The organism is Polaribacter sp. Q13 (genome assembly GCF_016858305.2).
Classification (GTDB): Bacteria; Bacteroidota; Bacteroidia; order Flavobacteriales; family Flavobacteriaceae; genus Polaribacter.
This window is the reverse complement of record NZ_CP074436.1, coordinates 2,354,874-2,371,684: the sequence shown is the minus strand read 5'-3', so window position 1 is coordinate 2,371,684 and position 16,811 is coordinate 2,354,874. Positions and strand designations below refer to the sequence as shown.

Here is a 16,811-nt window from a genome sequence, read left to right as displayed (position 1 = left end):
TAAAGACAAATGAAATTTTTTATAGATACCGCAAATTTGAATGATATTGCCGAAGCAGAAGCTTTAGGAGTTTTAGATGGTGTAACTACCAATCCATCTTTAATGGCAAAAGAAGGAATTACAGGAGCAGCAAATATTTTAAATCATTATAAAAAAATATGTGACCTTGTAGAAGGAGATGTTTCTGCAGAAGTAATTGCAACAGAGTATGATGGAATGATTCAGCAAGGAGAAGAGTTAGCTGCTTTACATCCACAAATTGTAGTAAAATTACCAATGATTGCAGATGGAGTAAAAGCGTGTAAATATTTTTCTGATAAAGGGATTAAAACAAACATGACACTTATTTTTTCTGCAGGACAAGCATTATTAGCAGCCAAAGCAGGAGCAACGTATGTTTCTCCTTTTTTAGGAAGATTGGATGATATTTCTACAGATGGATTAAATTTAATTTCAGAAATGAGATTAATTTATGATAACTACGGATTTAAATCACAAATTTTAGCAGCCTCTGTACGTAATACAATGCATGTTATTAACTGTGCAAAATTAGGATCTGATGTAATGACTGGACCTTTATCATCTATTACAGGATTGTTAAAACATCCATTAACAGATAGTGGATTGGCACAATTTTTAGCTGATTATAAGAAGGGAAATTAGTATTGGAATTATTGTTATAAAGAAGAGAAAAAGGTAAATTCTATTTAGAGTTTACCTTTTTTTTATGCAATAATAATTACAGTAAAATTCTCGTACATTCTAAGTCAATAGTACTTTTTGATCAATCTATAACACTTCATGCACGATTTTTGTTATCTATATATTATGTTTAAGCGTATTTTTATTCTTTTAATAAGTTCTATCAACTCAAAATTTTATGGCCATAAATAAAAGAAGCTTTAGTCTCTATTTTTTACTACTCATTTTTAATTTCACTTTTTTTTCTCAAGGAAAAATTGAAGGAAAATTAGAGAAATGGAACAAAATAACCATTCATTTTAATTATGAAGAATTTAGTGAAAACGATGAAGACAATCCATTCTTAAATTATAGGTTAAATGTTACTTTTAAAAATGGAAATGAAGAAATAACGATTCCTGGTTTTTTTGCTACAGACGGAAATGCTGCAGAAACAAGTTCTAAAAAAGGTGTTGTTTGGCAGGTGCGTTTTATGCCCAATAAAATTGGAAAATGGACCTACAAAGCTTCTTTTAAAAAAGGAAATGAAATAGCCATAAATGATGATGAAAAAACTGGAGAATCGGTTGGTTTTGACGGGACTTCTGGAAGTTTTATAATCAAAGAAAGTAAAAATAGAACGGAAGGAAGATTAGTTTACAAGAACGAACGTTATTTACAATATTCTGAATCTAATAAACCATTTTTAAAAGGTGGTGCAAATAGTCCAGAAACCTTTTTGGCATATTATGAATTTGATGAAACACCAGCAACTCATAAATATCAACCGCATTTTAAAGATTGGACAAAAGGAGACCCAACTTGGCAAAACGGAAAAGGGAAAAATATTATTGGAGCACTCAATTATTTGGCTTCTACAGGAATGAATTCTGTCTTTTTTTTAACAATGAATGTACAAGGAGATGGAGATGATGTTTGGCCTTGGGCTACTAAAAATGACCGAACTCGTTTTGATACAAGTAAACTAGATCAATGGGAAATTGTCTTTGATCACATGGATAATTTAGGTTTAATGTTGCATATTGTTACGCAAGAAACAGAAAACGAATTACTATTAGATATTGGCGAGTTAAAAACGCAACGTAAATTATATTACAGAGAGTTAATTGCAAGATTTGCACATCACTTAGCAATTACATGGAATTTAGGTGAAGAAAATGGACCTGTTCATTGGTCTCCAAAAGGACAAAACGATGCTGATAGAAAAGCAATGGCGAAGTATATTAAAACACATGATCCTTATCATAATTTTGTGGCTTTACATACACACTCTATACCAAAAGAGCAAGATTTGTATTTAGAGCCTTTATTAGGATATGAGTATTTAGATGGGCCTTCTATGCAAACAGCAAACCCTAATTTAATTCATAATATCACAAAAAAATGGGTGAATGAATCTCAATTAACAGGGAAAAACTGGGTGGTTTCTCAAGATGAAATTGGGCCTGCGGATGCAGGAGCAAAACCAGATGCAGATGATCCAAATCATGATGCTATTAGAAAGGAAGTTTTATGGGGGAACTTTATGGCTGGTGGTGCCGGAGTAGAATGGTATTTTGGTTATAAATTTGCGCATAACGATTTAAATTGTGAAGATTGGAGGTCTAGAGAAAACGTTTGGAATCAAACAAAATATGCATTAAACTTTTTTAATAAGTACTTACCTTTTAATAAAATGCATGCTGCAGATGGTTTAACAGATAATTTAGACGATTATGTTTTTGCAGAAAATGATAACACGTATGCTATTTATGTACCAGAGGTAAAAGAAACTAAAATTAATTTATTTGGTTCAACAAAAAAGTACATTATTAAATGGTATAACCCAAGAACTGGAGGAGAATTGGTAAATGGTACTGTTAAAAAAATTACAGGTGGAGGTGAAAAATCTATTGGTTTTCCACCAAATAAAGATAAAGATTGGGTTGCACTTATTAAATCAACCAAAAAGGAAAAAGAAAGTTCTCAAGAAAAGGAACAAAAAATTATCAGTTTAAATGCTATTCAAGATTTCGATTTATTAGAAAAGGATGGTTTGTCTTATTACAAGGATTTTCCAAACAACGTATTGGCAATTAATGCATCCGAAGAAAATAATAGAAACAAGTTTGCAACTGCAATTGCTAAATTTAAAGGAGTTACAGGTGTTTATAATTTTACTTTTGTAACCACTGCAGAAAATGATGGAGAATCTGAATATGTTATTAAAATTAATGGGACTACTTTAGATACTATTAAAAACGCTAGAGTTTCTGAGTCTTTTAAAAGTATTAGACATCAGGTTAATGCTGTTTTTTTACATGTAAATGATATCATCGAAATAACCTCTAAAGCAGTGACCAATGGTTTAATTCCTGAAGGAAATGAAACGGCTTGGTCTAGAGGGAGATGGAATTCTATCACTTTTACGCCTAAAGATTATTCGTTGCTAAAAATATTAGCAGATACAAAACCTTTTGAAGAAAAAGACGGAATGTTAGAAATTGAAGCAGAAAATTATCATTATAAGAGTAATAATAGCACCAAGAGAAATTGGGTTGTAAGATCTTTAGATGATAAAATAAGTGCAACAAACTATAGTAAATCTGCTCATAAAAATAGCTATATCCAAGCATTACCAGATACAAGGGTTACACATGAAGATACACTTATTTTAGGTGAAAATTTCTTTCCAGTTTCTGGTACTGGAGGTGTTATTTCTTATAAAATAATAATAAATAATCCAGGAAAATATTATATTTGGGTCAATGCACTTTCTACAGGTACAGAAGATAATGGGGTACATGTTGGTTTTAATGAAAATTGGCAAGAAAGTGGCGCAAGAATGCAATGGTGCGATGGTAAAAATAAATGGACTTGGTCTTCTGCACAAAGAATGCCTGACAATCACTGTGGTAAGGAAAAAACAATTTATTTAAACTTCGATAAAACAGGTGAATACGTTTTGTCCTTTTCGATGAGAGAAGATGGTTTTAAAATGGATCGTTTTATTCTAACAAAAAACAGTAATTTTAGTCCTAATTAAAATCCCAAATTATGCAACTTAAATGGTGTCTTACTTTTATTTTGTCTTTATGCACATTGTTTTGTGCACCTATTGAGGCACAAAATAAAACGCAAAATTTTAATTTTGAAACGATAAAAGAGGGGATTTCTAAAGTTGGTATTTATACCATTATTCAAGATAATTACGGTTTTATTTGGATAGGAACCAATGGGGCTGGTTTGTATAAGTTTGATGGTCTTGATTATACTTCTTATAAATTTAAGCAAGAAGATGCAACGTCTATAAGTAGTGACTTGGTGTTTTCTTCCTATTTAGATAAAAATAATAATCTTTGGATTGGTACAGAAGATGGTTTAAATCTTTATGATAGAGATTTAGATCAGTTTAAAAAAATATCTGTAGGTCTATTAGAGAATGCTAATATATCTGTTTTGAGTATATTAGAATGTAGAGGTAACCTTTATATTGGCACAAGGTTAAATGGTTTATTTAAGCTTAATCTAAAAACCAATAAAATACAAAGAATAGCTTGTAAAGATGCTAGTAAACCTGCTATAAATAGTATACAAAAGAATAAAAATGGTACAATATTTCTTGGTACAAGTTTAGGGTTAAGAAAACTAGATACGCTAAACTCTGTAATTTTAAAACCAAAAAAAATAGAGGGTGCTACTATTTTAAATTTTGATACGCCTATTCAAACTTTGTTGGTAGATACTAATAATAATTTATGGGCAGGAAGCTACACAAAAGGTGTTTTTAAGTATCAACTTAAAGACAATAATATTGTTAGTTTCTCGCAATTTCCGATAACCGAAAAACGCATATTATCTTTAGTGGAATTAGCCGATAAAACCTTTTTGTTTGGTTCTGAGAATGATGGTCTTTTTCACATGGATTCTAATGGAGTTTTAATAAAAAACTATCGCTATAATAAAAAAGACAAAAATAGTATTCGTTCAAATTCAATTTGGTCATTATTTGTTGATAATAATCAGCGAATATGGATGGGATATTACAATAGTGGTGTTGTTGTTAGTGATCATTTATTTGATAAATTCGATAACATAGAAAGCGTAGAAAATAACCCGAATTCTTTGCAGATAGGGTCAGTTACTGGTATCGTAAAAGATGCCAATGATAAATTATGGATAACGATGGATGGTGGTGGTATTGATGTTTTTGACATCAAAACCTCTAAAATAGACCATATCAATAAAGCTAATGATAAAACATATTCAGGGCTTACAAGTAATCACATTCAAACTATTTTTATTGATAGTAAAAAGAATATTTGGGCAGGAAGTTGGGATAATGGGATTTACGTCTTAAAAGATGGATTTAAAAATATTACAAATATTAATATCGAAAACTCAAATGGAAAATTATTATCTAATGCCATTTTAAGTTTTGCAGAAGATAAAGACGGTATTATTTGGATAGGGACTTTTTACACAGGTGTTTGTAGTTTTAATCCAAAGACACATGTTTTAACACACCATAATTCACAAGAATTTTCAAAATATGGTATAAATACAAGTGATGTTAGAAAAATATTGGTAGATAGTGATGGTGCTATTTGGTTAGGAACAACTATTGGCCTTTTTAAGATAAACAATAATCAAGGCGTATTAAGTGTAAAATCTTTTGTGAAGCCAATGGCTAATTCTAACAATAATCAAAGAAGTTCAACACATATATTATCCTTATATGAAAGTACAGATAATTATCTTTGGATTGGTACAAGAGGTGCTGGATTGTGTAGGTATGATAAAAAAACAGACGAATTTAAATGGTTTAATAAGTCTTTTGGGCTAGAAGAAGAAAATATTGCAAGTATCATTGAAGATAATAAAGGGGATATTTGGGTAAGTGGAAATTCGGGAATTACAAAACTAGATTTAAAAACAAATGAAGTTGTTAATTATACCATGAATGATGGTTTGTTGTCTGATGATTTTAATTTTAATGCAGTATTAAAAGATGAAGAAGGAAAACTTTATTTTGGAAATTATAAAGGAGTAGATTTTTTTAACCCAAAAGACTTAAGTACAAATTCTAGCGTACCTTCTCTATATTTAACTGGGTTAAAAATATTTAACAAAGACGTGGTTCCTAATGAAGAAAACTCGCCACTTACAAAAACCATAACAGAAACACCAAGTATAGAGTTTAATCATAAACAGTCTGTATTTACTATAAATTATACAGGGATTAACTATACAAGACCAGAGAAAAATCAATATGCTTATTATTTAGAAGGTTTAGAAAAATCTTGGAATTATGTAGGCAATCAAAGAAGTGCTACTTATACCAATTTAGATTACGGAGACTACATTTTTAAATTAAAGGCAGCAAATAATGATGGTCTTTGGAACGAAAAACCATTAGAATTAAAAATAACAATCTTACCACCTTGGTGGAAATCTAACTTGGCTTTGATTATTTATGCGCTACTTTTTGGGTTAGGAGTTTACCTTTTAAATAAAATAACACAAAATAGGTTAAAAGAAAAAGAACTCATTAAAAACGAGAGAACTCAAAGACTTCAACAAGAGGATTTAAATAAAAAGAAGTTACAATTTTTTACAAATATTTCTCACGAATTTAGAACTCCTTTAACGTTGATCTTAAATCCTTTAAAGGATATGATGAGGGATGAAACTTTAAACTTACCAGAAAAAGTTAAATCTAAACATAGTACTATTTATAGAAATTCTGATAGGTTATTTAGGCTTATAAATGAGCTAATGGATTTAAGAAAGTTAGAATTTGATAAATTAAAAGTAAGAGCATCAGAATTAAATTTGGTAGATTTTACCAAGAATATTGTGCTGTTCTTTAAAGAAGAAGCTGCAAATAGAAATATATTTTTGACTTTAGATACAGAAATGTCGTTGATAAAAACATGGGCAGATCAAAATATGCTCGAAAAAATTATCTTCAATATTTTGTCAAATGCAATGAAAGTAACTCCAGATAATGGAGTGATTAATGTAAATTTAATAGACAATGATGAAGACTATATTTTACCACTTATTTCATCAACCAAAGCAGTAAAAGTAGTAGAAATTGTAATATCTGATACAGGAAAAGGGCTTGAGGAAGATCAGGTAGATAAAATATTTGAAAGATTTTATCAAGTAGAAAGTCTTAATAAAACTTACTATGGTGGTACAGGTATTGGACTGGAAGTAGTTAGTAGTTTTGTTAATTTACACAAAGGTAAGATTGAAGTAACAAGTAAAATAAATGAAGGAACTACGTTTAGAATAATTTTACCAAAAGGGAAAGAACATTTTTCTGCAGATGAAATTAAGAGTTTTAAATTAGAGGCAGATCTTCCTAAAAAAGAAATAAACTTTATTCCAGAAAATAAAATTTCAGGAACAGAAGAAAATGAAGAAATCGAAAAAATAGCCTCTAAAAAATATACTATTTTAGTTGTAGAGGATAATACAGAGTTAAGAAATTATTTAAAAACGGAATTAAGTAAAACATACAAGGTTTTATCTGCTATTAATGGTGTGGAAGGTTTAAAGATTGCTGAAAAATCTTTTCCAGATGTTATTTTAACAGATGTTATTATGCCAGAAATGGATGGTTTTGAGTTTTGTAGACGTATTAAAACAGATATTAAAACAAGTCATATTCCTTTATTAATGCTTACTGCAAAGGCTAGAATTGATGATCGTATTGAAGGAATAGAACATGGTTCTGATGCTTATATGACCAAACCATTTGATATGCGTTTGCTTACTTTAAGACTAAATCAATTAATTACCAGTAGAAAATTAATTTTTGATAAATACTTTAGTGAAGTTAGTGGCGCAAAAGAGAACACGAATGCTACCTCTATAGACAAAGAGTTTATTAATAAAGTTTTGGCATACATAGGAGAAAACATTAGCAATTCTAGTTTAAGTGTAGAGGAATTGGCTAATGAATTAAACCTAAGTAAAAGTCAATCATACAGAAAAATAAAATCTCTAACAGGACAAACTCCAAACGAACTGTTAAGAAGAATTAGATTAGAAAGAGCATATCAAATATTAGAAACGGGTTCTGCATTTATAAGCGAAGTTGGTTTTAAAGTAGGTTTCTCTTCTGCATCTTATTTTACAAAATGTTTCAAAGCACATTTTGGAAAACTTCCAACCGAGGTTGTTATCAAAGAAAAGTAATAACTCTTTCCCTTTTTATTTCTTGAATGTAAAATTAGCTACCAAAAGCTAATAGAGATAGTGTATTTGTACTATTTTACCTTAAAAAGAGCCAAAATTAACATCTAATGCATTCTTTTTTTTACTCAAAAGTGCAACAACTTTCTATATTTGGATAGTAGTATGAGTTAATTATGCAGAAAAAATATCCAATAAGAAATATCATTATAGAAATCTTAATCGTAGGTGTTTTAATACTGTTACTAGTTTTAATCTTTAATTAATGACCTTGAATAAAAGTAAAATAAATATCGAAAAACTAAAATCTAATGTTGCATTTAAAATCTGCTTCATTTCGTTATTTCTTGTTTTCTCATGCAGTAAAAAAGAGACTGAATTTAAATTTCAAAATCAATCTTTATCAACAGAAGAAAGAGTAGTAGATTTAATTAGTTTAATGACATTGAAAGAAAAAATATCTCAAATGAGATATGATGCACCTGCAATAGAAAGATTAGGTGTGCCAGAATATAATTGGTGGAACGAATGTTTGCATGGCGTTGCAAGAGCTGGTGAAGCAACTGTTTTTCCGCAAGCAATAGGAATGGGTGCAACCTGGAACCCAGACTTAATTTTTAATATGGGAACTGTTGTTTCTGATGAAGCTAGAGCAAAATATCATCAATTTATTAGTAAAGGACAAAGAAGAATGGGACAAGGTCTAACTTTCTGGACTCCGAACATTAATATTTTTAGAGATCCACGTTGGGGAAGAGGACAAGAAACGTATGGAGAAGATCCTTATTTAACAAGTAGAATAGGAGTAAACTATATAAAAGGTTTACAAGGTGATAACGAAAAGTATTTAAAAGTTGTTGCTACTGCAAAACATTTTGCTGTTCATAGTGGTCCAGAAAAATCGAGACATCAAGATAATTATGTAACAACTAAAAAAGATTTATACGAAACCTATTTACCTGCTTTTGAAGCTGCTGTTAAAGAGGCTAAAGTCCATTCTGTAATGTGTGCATATAATAGATATAATGGTAAACCTTGTTGTGGAAGTGAAATGTTACTTCAAAAAATATTAAGAGAAGATTGGGGTTTTAGTGGTTATGTAGTTTCCGACTGTTGGGCAATAAATGATTTTTGGGAAGAAGATAAACATGCAGTTGTAGAAACACCTGAAGAAGCTGGTGCTTTAGCTGTAATGAGTGGTACAGATTTAAATTGTGGTAGTGTTTATGACCCTAATTTAAATGAGGCAGTTTTAAAAGAATTAATAGATGAAAAACAACTAGATGTTGCTTTAATCAGATTGTTTACAGCTCGTTTTAAGTTAGGTATGTTTGATGATCAGAAGGATGTTGAATGGTCTAAAATACCATATGATGTTGTTGCAAGTGAGAAACATTACAAATTGTCTGAACTAATTGCCAAAGAATCTATGGTGTTGTTAAAAAATGACAATAATATTTTGCCTTTAAGTAAGAGTATTAAATCGATAGCGGTAATTGGTCCGAATGCAGATTCTAAACAAGCATTGTTAGGTAATTATCATGGAACACCAAATAACTTTATTACACCGTTAAAAGGATTGCAAGAGAAATTGCCAAACACAACTATTAATTATGCTTTAGGTTCATACATTGCAAAAGAATGGCCAACCTTAAAAGCAATTCCTAAAGAGGTTTTAAAAAATGAAAAAGGTGCAGGTCTTAAAGCTGAATATTACAACAACAGTAATTTAGAAGGAGAACCAGTATTTACAAAAAGTGATGCAACTGTAAACTTTATTTGGACACCTGTTAGACCTATAAAAGATTTAAAATCTGATGATTTTTCAGTAAGATGGTCAGGAGAAATCGTACCAGAAGAAGCTGGAGAATATAGAATTGGTTTAAAAGCAAGTAGCTATGCAAAGCTTTATATCAATGATTCTTTAAAGTTTGAATACAGTGCAGATTATGAACCAAAATTAGAATATTTTGATGTAAAATTAAAAGCAAAAGAAGCTTATAAAGTAAGAATAGAATATAGTAATACACTTTCAGACCCTCAAGCACATTTAGTTTGGGCAAAATTAAATGAAGACTTATTATTGCCAGCTATAGAAGCTGCAAAAAAATCTGAAGTTGTAATTCTTTGTTTAGGATTATCACCAGAAGTAGAGGGTGAAGAAATGCCTGTAGTTATAGAAGGTTTTGATAAAGGAGATAGATCTATAATTACATTACCAAAAACACAATTAGAATTAGTTAAAAAGATTCAGAAGTTGGGTAAACCAACAGTGGTTGTTTTAATGAACGGAAGTGCTTTGGCTATTAATTGGACTGCAGAAAATATTCCTGCAATTCTAGAAGCATGGTATCCTGGTGAATTTGGTGGTAATGCAATTGCAGATATTCTTTTTGGTGATTATAATCCGTCAGGAAAATTACCAGTCACTTTTTATAAGTCTGTAAAAGACCTTCCCGATTTTAAAAATTACGACATGGAAAACAGAACTTATAAATACTTTAAAGGAGAACCACTATTTCCTTTTGGTCATGGTTTAAGTTATGCTAAATTCGAGTATTCAAATTTAAAAATATCAAATAAGATTGCAAAGAATGAGGATATCGTTATTTCTGTTGATGTAAAAAATAACAGTAAATATTCAGGAAAAGAAGTTGTACAATGTTATGTTACGCATGAGAATGATACCATTAAAAACAATCCAATAAGAAGTTTGGTAGACTTTAAGAAAGTACTTGTAAAACCGAACGAAACTAAAACAGTAACATTTAAAATTCCGTCTAAAAAATATGCAAGAATATCTGAAGAAGGAAAAAAAGTAATAGAATCTGGTATCATAAATATAAGTATTGGTGGTAAACAACCAGATAAGTCGGTTACACCAGAAGATAGCGTTTTAATTACAAAAGTTCAAATTCAATAAATAAGTAAAAACAAACAAATTCAATTAATTAAAATTACTCAAAATGATAAAAATGAAAATCGCAATCATAGCATTGGTTATGATATGTTCTCAGAGTATGTTTTCGCAATCCAAGACCGTTAGCGGTTCTGTGAAAGATAATACAGGAGAATTATTACCAGGAGTTAGTGTAGTTATAAAGGGTACACAAAAAGGTGTACAAACAGATTTTGACGGTCTATTTAAGATTGAGAATATTTTGCCTACAGATGAGTTAGTCTTTTCTTACATTGGTATGACAGGTAAAACAGTTCTTGTAGGTACAAGTACAAAAATTGATGTTGTTCTAATGGAATCATCAGAAAGTCTTGACGAAATCGTTATTGTAGGTTATGGAAAACAAAGTAGAACAACAGTAACAGGTGCAATAGCTACGGTGAAGTCTGAAGATATTTCTACATTACCAGTAACAAATGCAGAATCTGCTTTACAAGGTAGAGCAGCGGGTCTTACAATTACTAATAGTGGTTCGCCAGGATCTTCACCATCTGTATTAATTAGAGGGTTAGGTTCAGTGGGTAATAATAGTCCATTATATGTAATTGATGGTGTTATTGTAGGAAACTTGTCTGGTATTAGTCCTAATGATATAGAGTCAGTTTCTGTATTAAAAGATGCTTCTACTACAGCGGTCTATGGAGCACAAGGATCTAATGGTGTAGTGGTTGTTACTACAAAACAAGGTAAAAATGGAAAAGGAAAATTAAGTTTTAATACATATACCGGTTTTCAAACAGTAACACAAAGATATGATGTATTAGAAACCATAGATTATTTAAAATATGCAGGTGAATTAGGTGTGTTTCCTAATAGACCTTTATCTACTTACAAAACCAATACAAATTGGCAAGATGAAATCTTTAGAGTAGGTATAATTCAAGATTATAATTTAAGTTATTCTGGAGGTACAGAAAATTCAACACATCTTTTTTCTGGTGAATATTTAAAACAAGAAGGAACTATAATTGATTCAGGTTATGAAAGATATTCTTTTAGAGCAAATAGTAGTGCTAAATTTGGGAAAGTTAAAGTAGGAGAATCTATGTCTATTTCTTTCGGAAAGCAAAACCCAGAAAGAGATGAAGAAGGTAGATCACTTATAGAGCACGCCATTAAATCGGCTCCTTATTTATCTGTATATAATGCAAGTAACTTAGGTGGTTTTCAAGGGCCTTCTTCATCAGCAGATGGACAAGATGCTGTAAACCCAGTAAGAGCTCAAACAATTGGTAATGCAATAAATAAATCATTAGGAATTATAGGTAATGTGTATGCAGAAGTAGAAATTATGGATGGATTAAATTTTAAATCTCAAGTAGGTTTAGATTATTACACATACGATAATAGTAGTTTTAAACCTTCATACAGTGATGATAGTGTAGAAGGAAGTACAACACACGCTCAAAACTACGCAGCAATTACACGTAATACAGGTAGTGGTCAAACAATTATATTTGATAATAGTTTAACCTACAATACAACTATTGCTGATAAACATAATATTGAAGCATTACTATTGGTTGAAAAATATCAAGGTCAGAATAAAAATCTAAATGCTAGTAGTAGAAATGCTGTTACAGATGAAGTAAATCAAATTTCTAATGAAGACTCAAGTGTTAGTTCAGGTTCTTCAGAATTAAATAAAATTGGATACTTAGGGCGTATCAATTACAATTATGATGGTAAATACATTGCATCTGCATCTTATAGACGTGATGCTTCAGCAAGATTTGGATCAAACAAACGTTGGGCTAACTTTTACTCAGCATCTGCTGGTTGGAATATTGCAAAAGAATCTTTTATGCAAGATTCTCACTTCAGTAACTTAAAATTAAGAGGAAGTTACGGTACTGTAGGTAGTGATGCTATTAATAATTATGCATATGCACCTTCTCTAGTTCAGAATTTTGAATATCCTATAGGTGGTGAAAACGCAATTGGTGTAACAGCCGACGGAGGTTCAAATCAAGATTTACAATGGGAAAGCAAAGAAATTATAAATATTGGTTTAGACGCAGGTTTATTTAATGAAAAATTTACAGCCTCTTTAGAGTACTATCAAAATACTAGTGATAATTTATTAATTAATATACCTACTGTATTATCAAGTGGTATTAATGCGGGTGTTTTACCTGTAAATGCTGGTTCTGTAGAAACTAAAGGTTTTGAATTAGTATTAGGATTTAATGATTATGATGGAGACTTTACTTGGTCTGCAAACTTAAATTTAGGAACTTCAAAAAACGAAGTATTAAGTTTAGGAGCTAGAGATGAAATTACAGGGTCTCAGTACAAATTAGGTGGAGCAGATGTTACACGTACAATTGTAGGAGAACCATTATTTCATTTTTATGGTTTAGAATCTGATGGAATTTACCAAAATCAAGATGAGGTAAATGCAGTGTTTACCGCAAACCCAAATCAAGTTATTGTGAAGCCAGGTGATATTCGTTTTAAAGATTTAAATGGTGATGGAACTATTAATTCTGATGATAGAACTATTATTGGTAATCCATTTCCAGATGTAACATATGGTTTAAATTTAGACGCTAAATATAAAAACTTTGATATGAGTCTATTCATTACAGGTGTTGCAGGAAACGAAATTTTTAATACAAATACATTCGATTTAGTAGGTGGATCAAATAGATTATTTAATGTAAGTCAATCTTATTACAATAATAAATGGTCTGCAGCAAACCCAACAGGTACAGAGCCTAGAATTTTAGGAGCACCTCAAAATAACGGAATTTCAGATCGTTTTGTAGAAGATGGATCATACACCAGGTTAAAAAATGTTTCTTTAGGGTATACGTTGCCAAGTGAAATGTTTGAAAAATATTTTTCAAAATTACGTGTGTATGTTAGTGGTACCAACTTACTAACTATAAGTGATTATTCTGGTTTAGATCCAGAAATTGGAGGTGGTGAATATGGAATTGATAGAGGTAATTATCCACAACCTAAATCTATTTTGTTAGGAGTTCAAGTTTCATTTTAAAAATTAAACAATTATGAAAAAATATATATTAATACTTATAGCGTTTTTAGGAGTTTTTACAATAAACTCTTGTTCTGAAGATGATTTAGAACTATCAAACCCAAGTACATTATCGCCAGATACTTTTTTCTCTACTGAAAATCAAGTAGAATCATCAGTAAATGCAGCGTATGCAAATTTACAACCATTCGGATTGTATGGTAGATTAGTATTTTACATGATGGACAACATGTCTCACGAAAATTCTGGCAACGGACAACAAGAAGGAGATAAAGTAACCTTTGCAGATTTTTCTTTTGATTCAAGTCTTCCTTCTATTAAAGATTATTGGGATGGATGTTTTAGAGGAATTAACAAAGCAAATTTTGTAATTTCTAATTCTGAAAAAATTAATGCATTGCCAGAGGGTACATTAACCGCAGCTAAAAAAGCAAAATTTATTGGTGAAGCACGTTTTTTAAGAGCATATTATTACTCGCTTTTAGTAAATCGTTTTGGAGGAGTTCCTATTTATTTAGGAGATGGAACCGACAATGTAGAAGGCCAACCAAGAAGCACAAAAGCTGCAGTGCTTGAATTAATTATAGACGATTTAAAATATGCGGCTACTAATCTATATGATAAAAGTGCAGAAACTACGGGTAGAGCAACAAAAGGAGCAGCGCAAGCTTTGTTAGGAAAAGTATATTTATACCAAGAATCTTATGGTTTAGCTTTAGCAGAGTTTAATAAATTATCTGGTTACGCTCTTGAAACAAATTACTATGATAATTTTATGGAAGAAACAGAGCATGGTGTAGAATCAATTTTTGAAGTTGAATACGATATCGCTTTAGGAACTGAGCAATTCTGGTGGTCTCCAGTTAATGGTACAGGTCCAATTAATGCAACTAAGAGAGGGCAAGATTATGGCGTTTTAGATTGGTTTAATGTGTATCCATCAGACGATTTAGTGGCTGAGTTTGAAACAGGAGATAAAAGATTTGCTGGTAGTTTTTACGTAGCAGGAGACACCTATAACAATGGAGATAATACGTTTGTTGAATCGGATTTTGCTGAAAACGGAGGTAATATTAGACCCGCAGCTTGGAAAAAATACCAAAATTATTACAAACAACCTTCAGAAAATGGAGAATCTGGAATTAATGTGAAAGTACTTCGTTATTCAGATGTGTTATTAATGATGGCAGAATGTGAAAATGAAGTTGGTTCTCAAGCATCAGCAATTGGTTATATAAATAAAGTAAGAACAAGAGCAGGATTAGCTGATTTAGATGTAAGTTTATCTAAAGATGCTGTATTTAAAGCTATTGTTCATGAACGTAAAGTAGAGCTTGCAGGAGAACAAGTAAGATTTGATGATATGCTTAGATGGGGTATTGCAGCTACTGAATTAGCAGGTACTAATTTTCAAGTAGGTAAAAATGAATTATGGCCAATACCAGATGCTGAAATTAGTTCAAATATTAATATTAATTCAGAAGATCAAAACCCAGGTTTTTAATACTTGAGTTCATGTAAATTAAGTTTAGTTTTAATAATGGTGTGTAACAAGGCACACTGTTATTAAACTATTTAAAGTTAGTTGTTTATAAAGTAGATTGTAGAGTATTTGGTTGTAAGGAAGAAAGCATTTATAGCAACTTGCAATTTTATTTTACAGGATTAAAATAATTATAATAAAAATACAATTATGAAAAAATATAAAATATTAGGTTTATTATGTTTGTTCATGGCTTTTTGTTCATGTACAAATAACGATGATGATGTTGCTGCATTAACGCAACCAACATTTACAGTAACAGAATCTGCTGAAAATCCAGGTGTTTATTCTTTTGAAAATACAACGCCAAATAAAGGTGAGTTTTATAGCTATTGGGAGTTTGAAGTTGCAGGAAATAAAGTAGCTGATAAAGCAGGTGCTGTAGAATACAAATACAAAGAGTCTGGAAGCAAATTTGTAACACTTACAATGGTTAGTGTAGGAGATGCTTTACAAACGTCTCAAACTATTGATGTAATTGTACCAGTAGCGGAAGTAATCGTAACAAATCCAGAAAATTTACTATTAAACGGATATTTAGTTGAAGGTGATGGCGATGACTTTACAAACTGGAGCGCATATAATGGAGGCGATAATATTTTTGCTACAACAGATGCACTTATTGGAGGTAGAGCAGCTACAATATCAAATTCTGCAGATGCAGATCCTTGGAGTGTTCAATTTGTAAGTGATGCTATTGAAACAGTAGTAGGAGATCAATATACTGTTTCGTTTTGGGGTAAAGGAAATGGAGAAGTAGTTCGTTTTTCAACAAAACCAGATGCATCTGCTCAATATGGGCCAGATTATACATTAACATCAGAATGGCAACAATACACTTGGACAATTACTGCAAATGAAGCAGCCACTAATATCTCTTTAGATATGGGTAAATCTGCAGGTACATTTGTAATAGATGTTATTGAAGTTGTAAAAGGAGACACAGCACCAGCACTTCCTTCTGATACTAGTTTAATTTTAAACGGTGGTTTTGAAGATGGTTCTGGTAATGATTTTACAAATTGGGGAAAATACAATGGAGGAGATTTTATTGTTGAAGAAACAAGTGATGTTTTATCAGGTGCTAGAGCCGTTAAAGTATCAAACTCTGCAGCTGGAGATCCTTGGAGTGTACAATTTGTAAGTGATGCCATAGAAACAGAAATAGATGCAGAATATGAAGTTACTTTATGGGCAAAAGGAGACCCTGCTGTAATTCGTTATTCAACAAAACCAGATGCAACGGCAAAATATGGACCTGACTATACAATTACTGCAGATTGGGCAAAATATACTTGGACTTTTGTAGCGAATGAAGCAAATACAAATATATCTTTAGATATGGGTGCATCAGCAGGTACATTCATTATTGATGATTTAAAAGTAGAAAAAAAATAATAGTAAAACCTTAATTA

Annotated in this window: 7 protein-coding genes; all 7 read left to right on the top strand. The window is 30.9% G+C overall.

From position 1 onward, the window contains the following. Window positions 1–9 precede the first annotated feature (9 nt). The 7 genes from fsa (at window position 10) to JOP69_RS09860 (ending at window position 16,794) form a co-directional block, all read left to right on the top strand. The gene (gene fsa / locus JOP69_RS09890; protein ID WP_203394788.1) at window positions 10–663 is read left to right on the top strand and encodes a fructose-6-phosphate aldolase; all 654 of its coding nucleotides are present in this window, start codon (window positions 10–12) and stop codon (window positions 661–663) included. Window positions 664–880: 217 nt separating this feature from the next. Then, a complete protein-coding gene (locus JOP69_RS09885) occupies window positions 881–3,727 on the top strand; it encodes a DUF5060 domain-containing protein (RefSeq protein ID WP_203394787.1) in 2,847 nt (948 codons plus the stop codon). 11 nt (window positions 3,728–3,738) lie between these two features. Continuing rightward, complete coding sequence (locus tag JOP69_RS09880) at window positions 3,739–7,893, top strand: hybrid sensor histidine kinase/response regulator transcription factor (protein ID WP_203394786.1); 4,155 nt, start codon at window positions 3,739–3,741, stop codon at window positions 7,891–7,893. Window positions 7,894–8,155: 262 nt separating this feature from the next. Continuing rightward, the gene (locus JOP69_RS09875; protein WP_203394785.1) at window positions 8,156–10,813 is read left to right on the top strand and encodes a glycoside hydrolase family 3 protein; all 2,658 of its coding nucleotides are present in this window, start codon (window positions 8,156–8,158) and stop codon (window positions 10,811–10,813) included. Between the two features lie 52 nt (window positions 10,814–10,865). After that, complete coding sequence (locus JOP69_RS09870; protein WP_252191101.1) at window positions 10,866–13,853, top strand: TonB-dependent receptor; 2,988 nt, start codon at window positions 10,866–10,868, stop codon at window positions 13,851–13,853. Between the two features lie 13 nt (window positions 13,854–13,866). Next, entirely contained in the window at window positions 13,867–15,357 is a 1,491-nt protein-coding gene (locus tag JOP69_RS09865; RefSeq protein ID WP_203394783.1) for a RagB/SusD family nutrient uptake outer membrane protein, read from the top strand. 189 nt (window positions 15,358–15,546) lie between these two features. Further along, on the top strand, window positions 15,547–16,794 hold the full coding sequence (locus JOP69_RS09860; RefSeq protein WP_203394782.1) for a carbohydrate binding domain-containing protein: 1,248 nt from the start codon (window positions 15,547–15,549) through the stop codon (window positions 16,792–16,794). Window positions 16,795–16,811: the final 17 nt, after the last annotated feature.

Excerpts from the sequence above, each read along its gene's own strand:
- JOP69_RS09875 (WP_203394785.1), top strand. The coding sequence starts at position 8,156 with ATGACCTTGAATAAAAGTAAAATAAATATCGAAAAACTAAAATCTAAT.
- JOP69_RS09880 (WP_203394786.1), top strand. The coding sequence starts at position 3,739 with ATGCAACTTAAATGGTGTCTTACTTTTATTTTGTCTTTATGCACATTG.
- JOP69_RS09870 (WP_252191101.1), top strand. The coding sequence starts at position 10,866 with ATGAAAATCGCAATCATAGCATTGGTTATGATATGTTCTCAGAGTATG.
- JOP69_RS09865 (WP_203394783.1), top strand. The coding sequence starts at position 13,867 with ATGAAAAAATATATATTAATACTTATAGCGTTTTTAGGAGTTTTTACA.
- fsa (WP_203394788.1), top strand. The coding sequence starts at position 10 with ATGAAATTTTTTATAGATACCGCAAATTTGAATGATATTGCCGAAGCA.
- JOP69_RS09860 (WP_203394782.1), top strand. The coding sequence starts at position 15,547 with ATGAAAAAATATAAAATATTAGGTTTATTATGTTTGTTCATGGCTTTT.
- JOP69_RS09885 (WP_203394787.1), top strand. The coding sequence starts at position 881 with ATGGCCATAAATAAAAGAAGCTTTAGTCTCTATTTTTTACTACTCATT.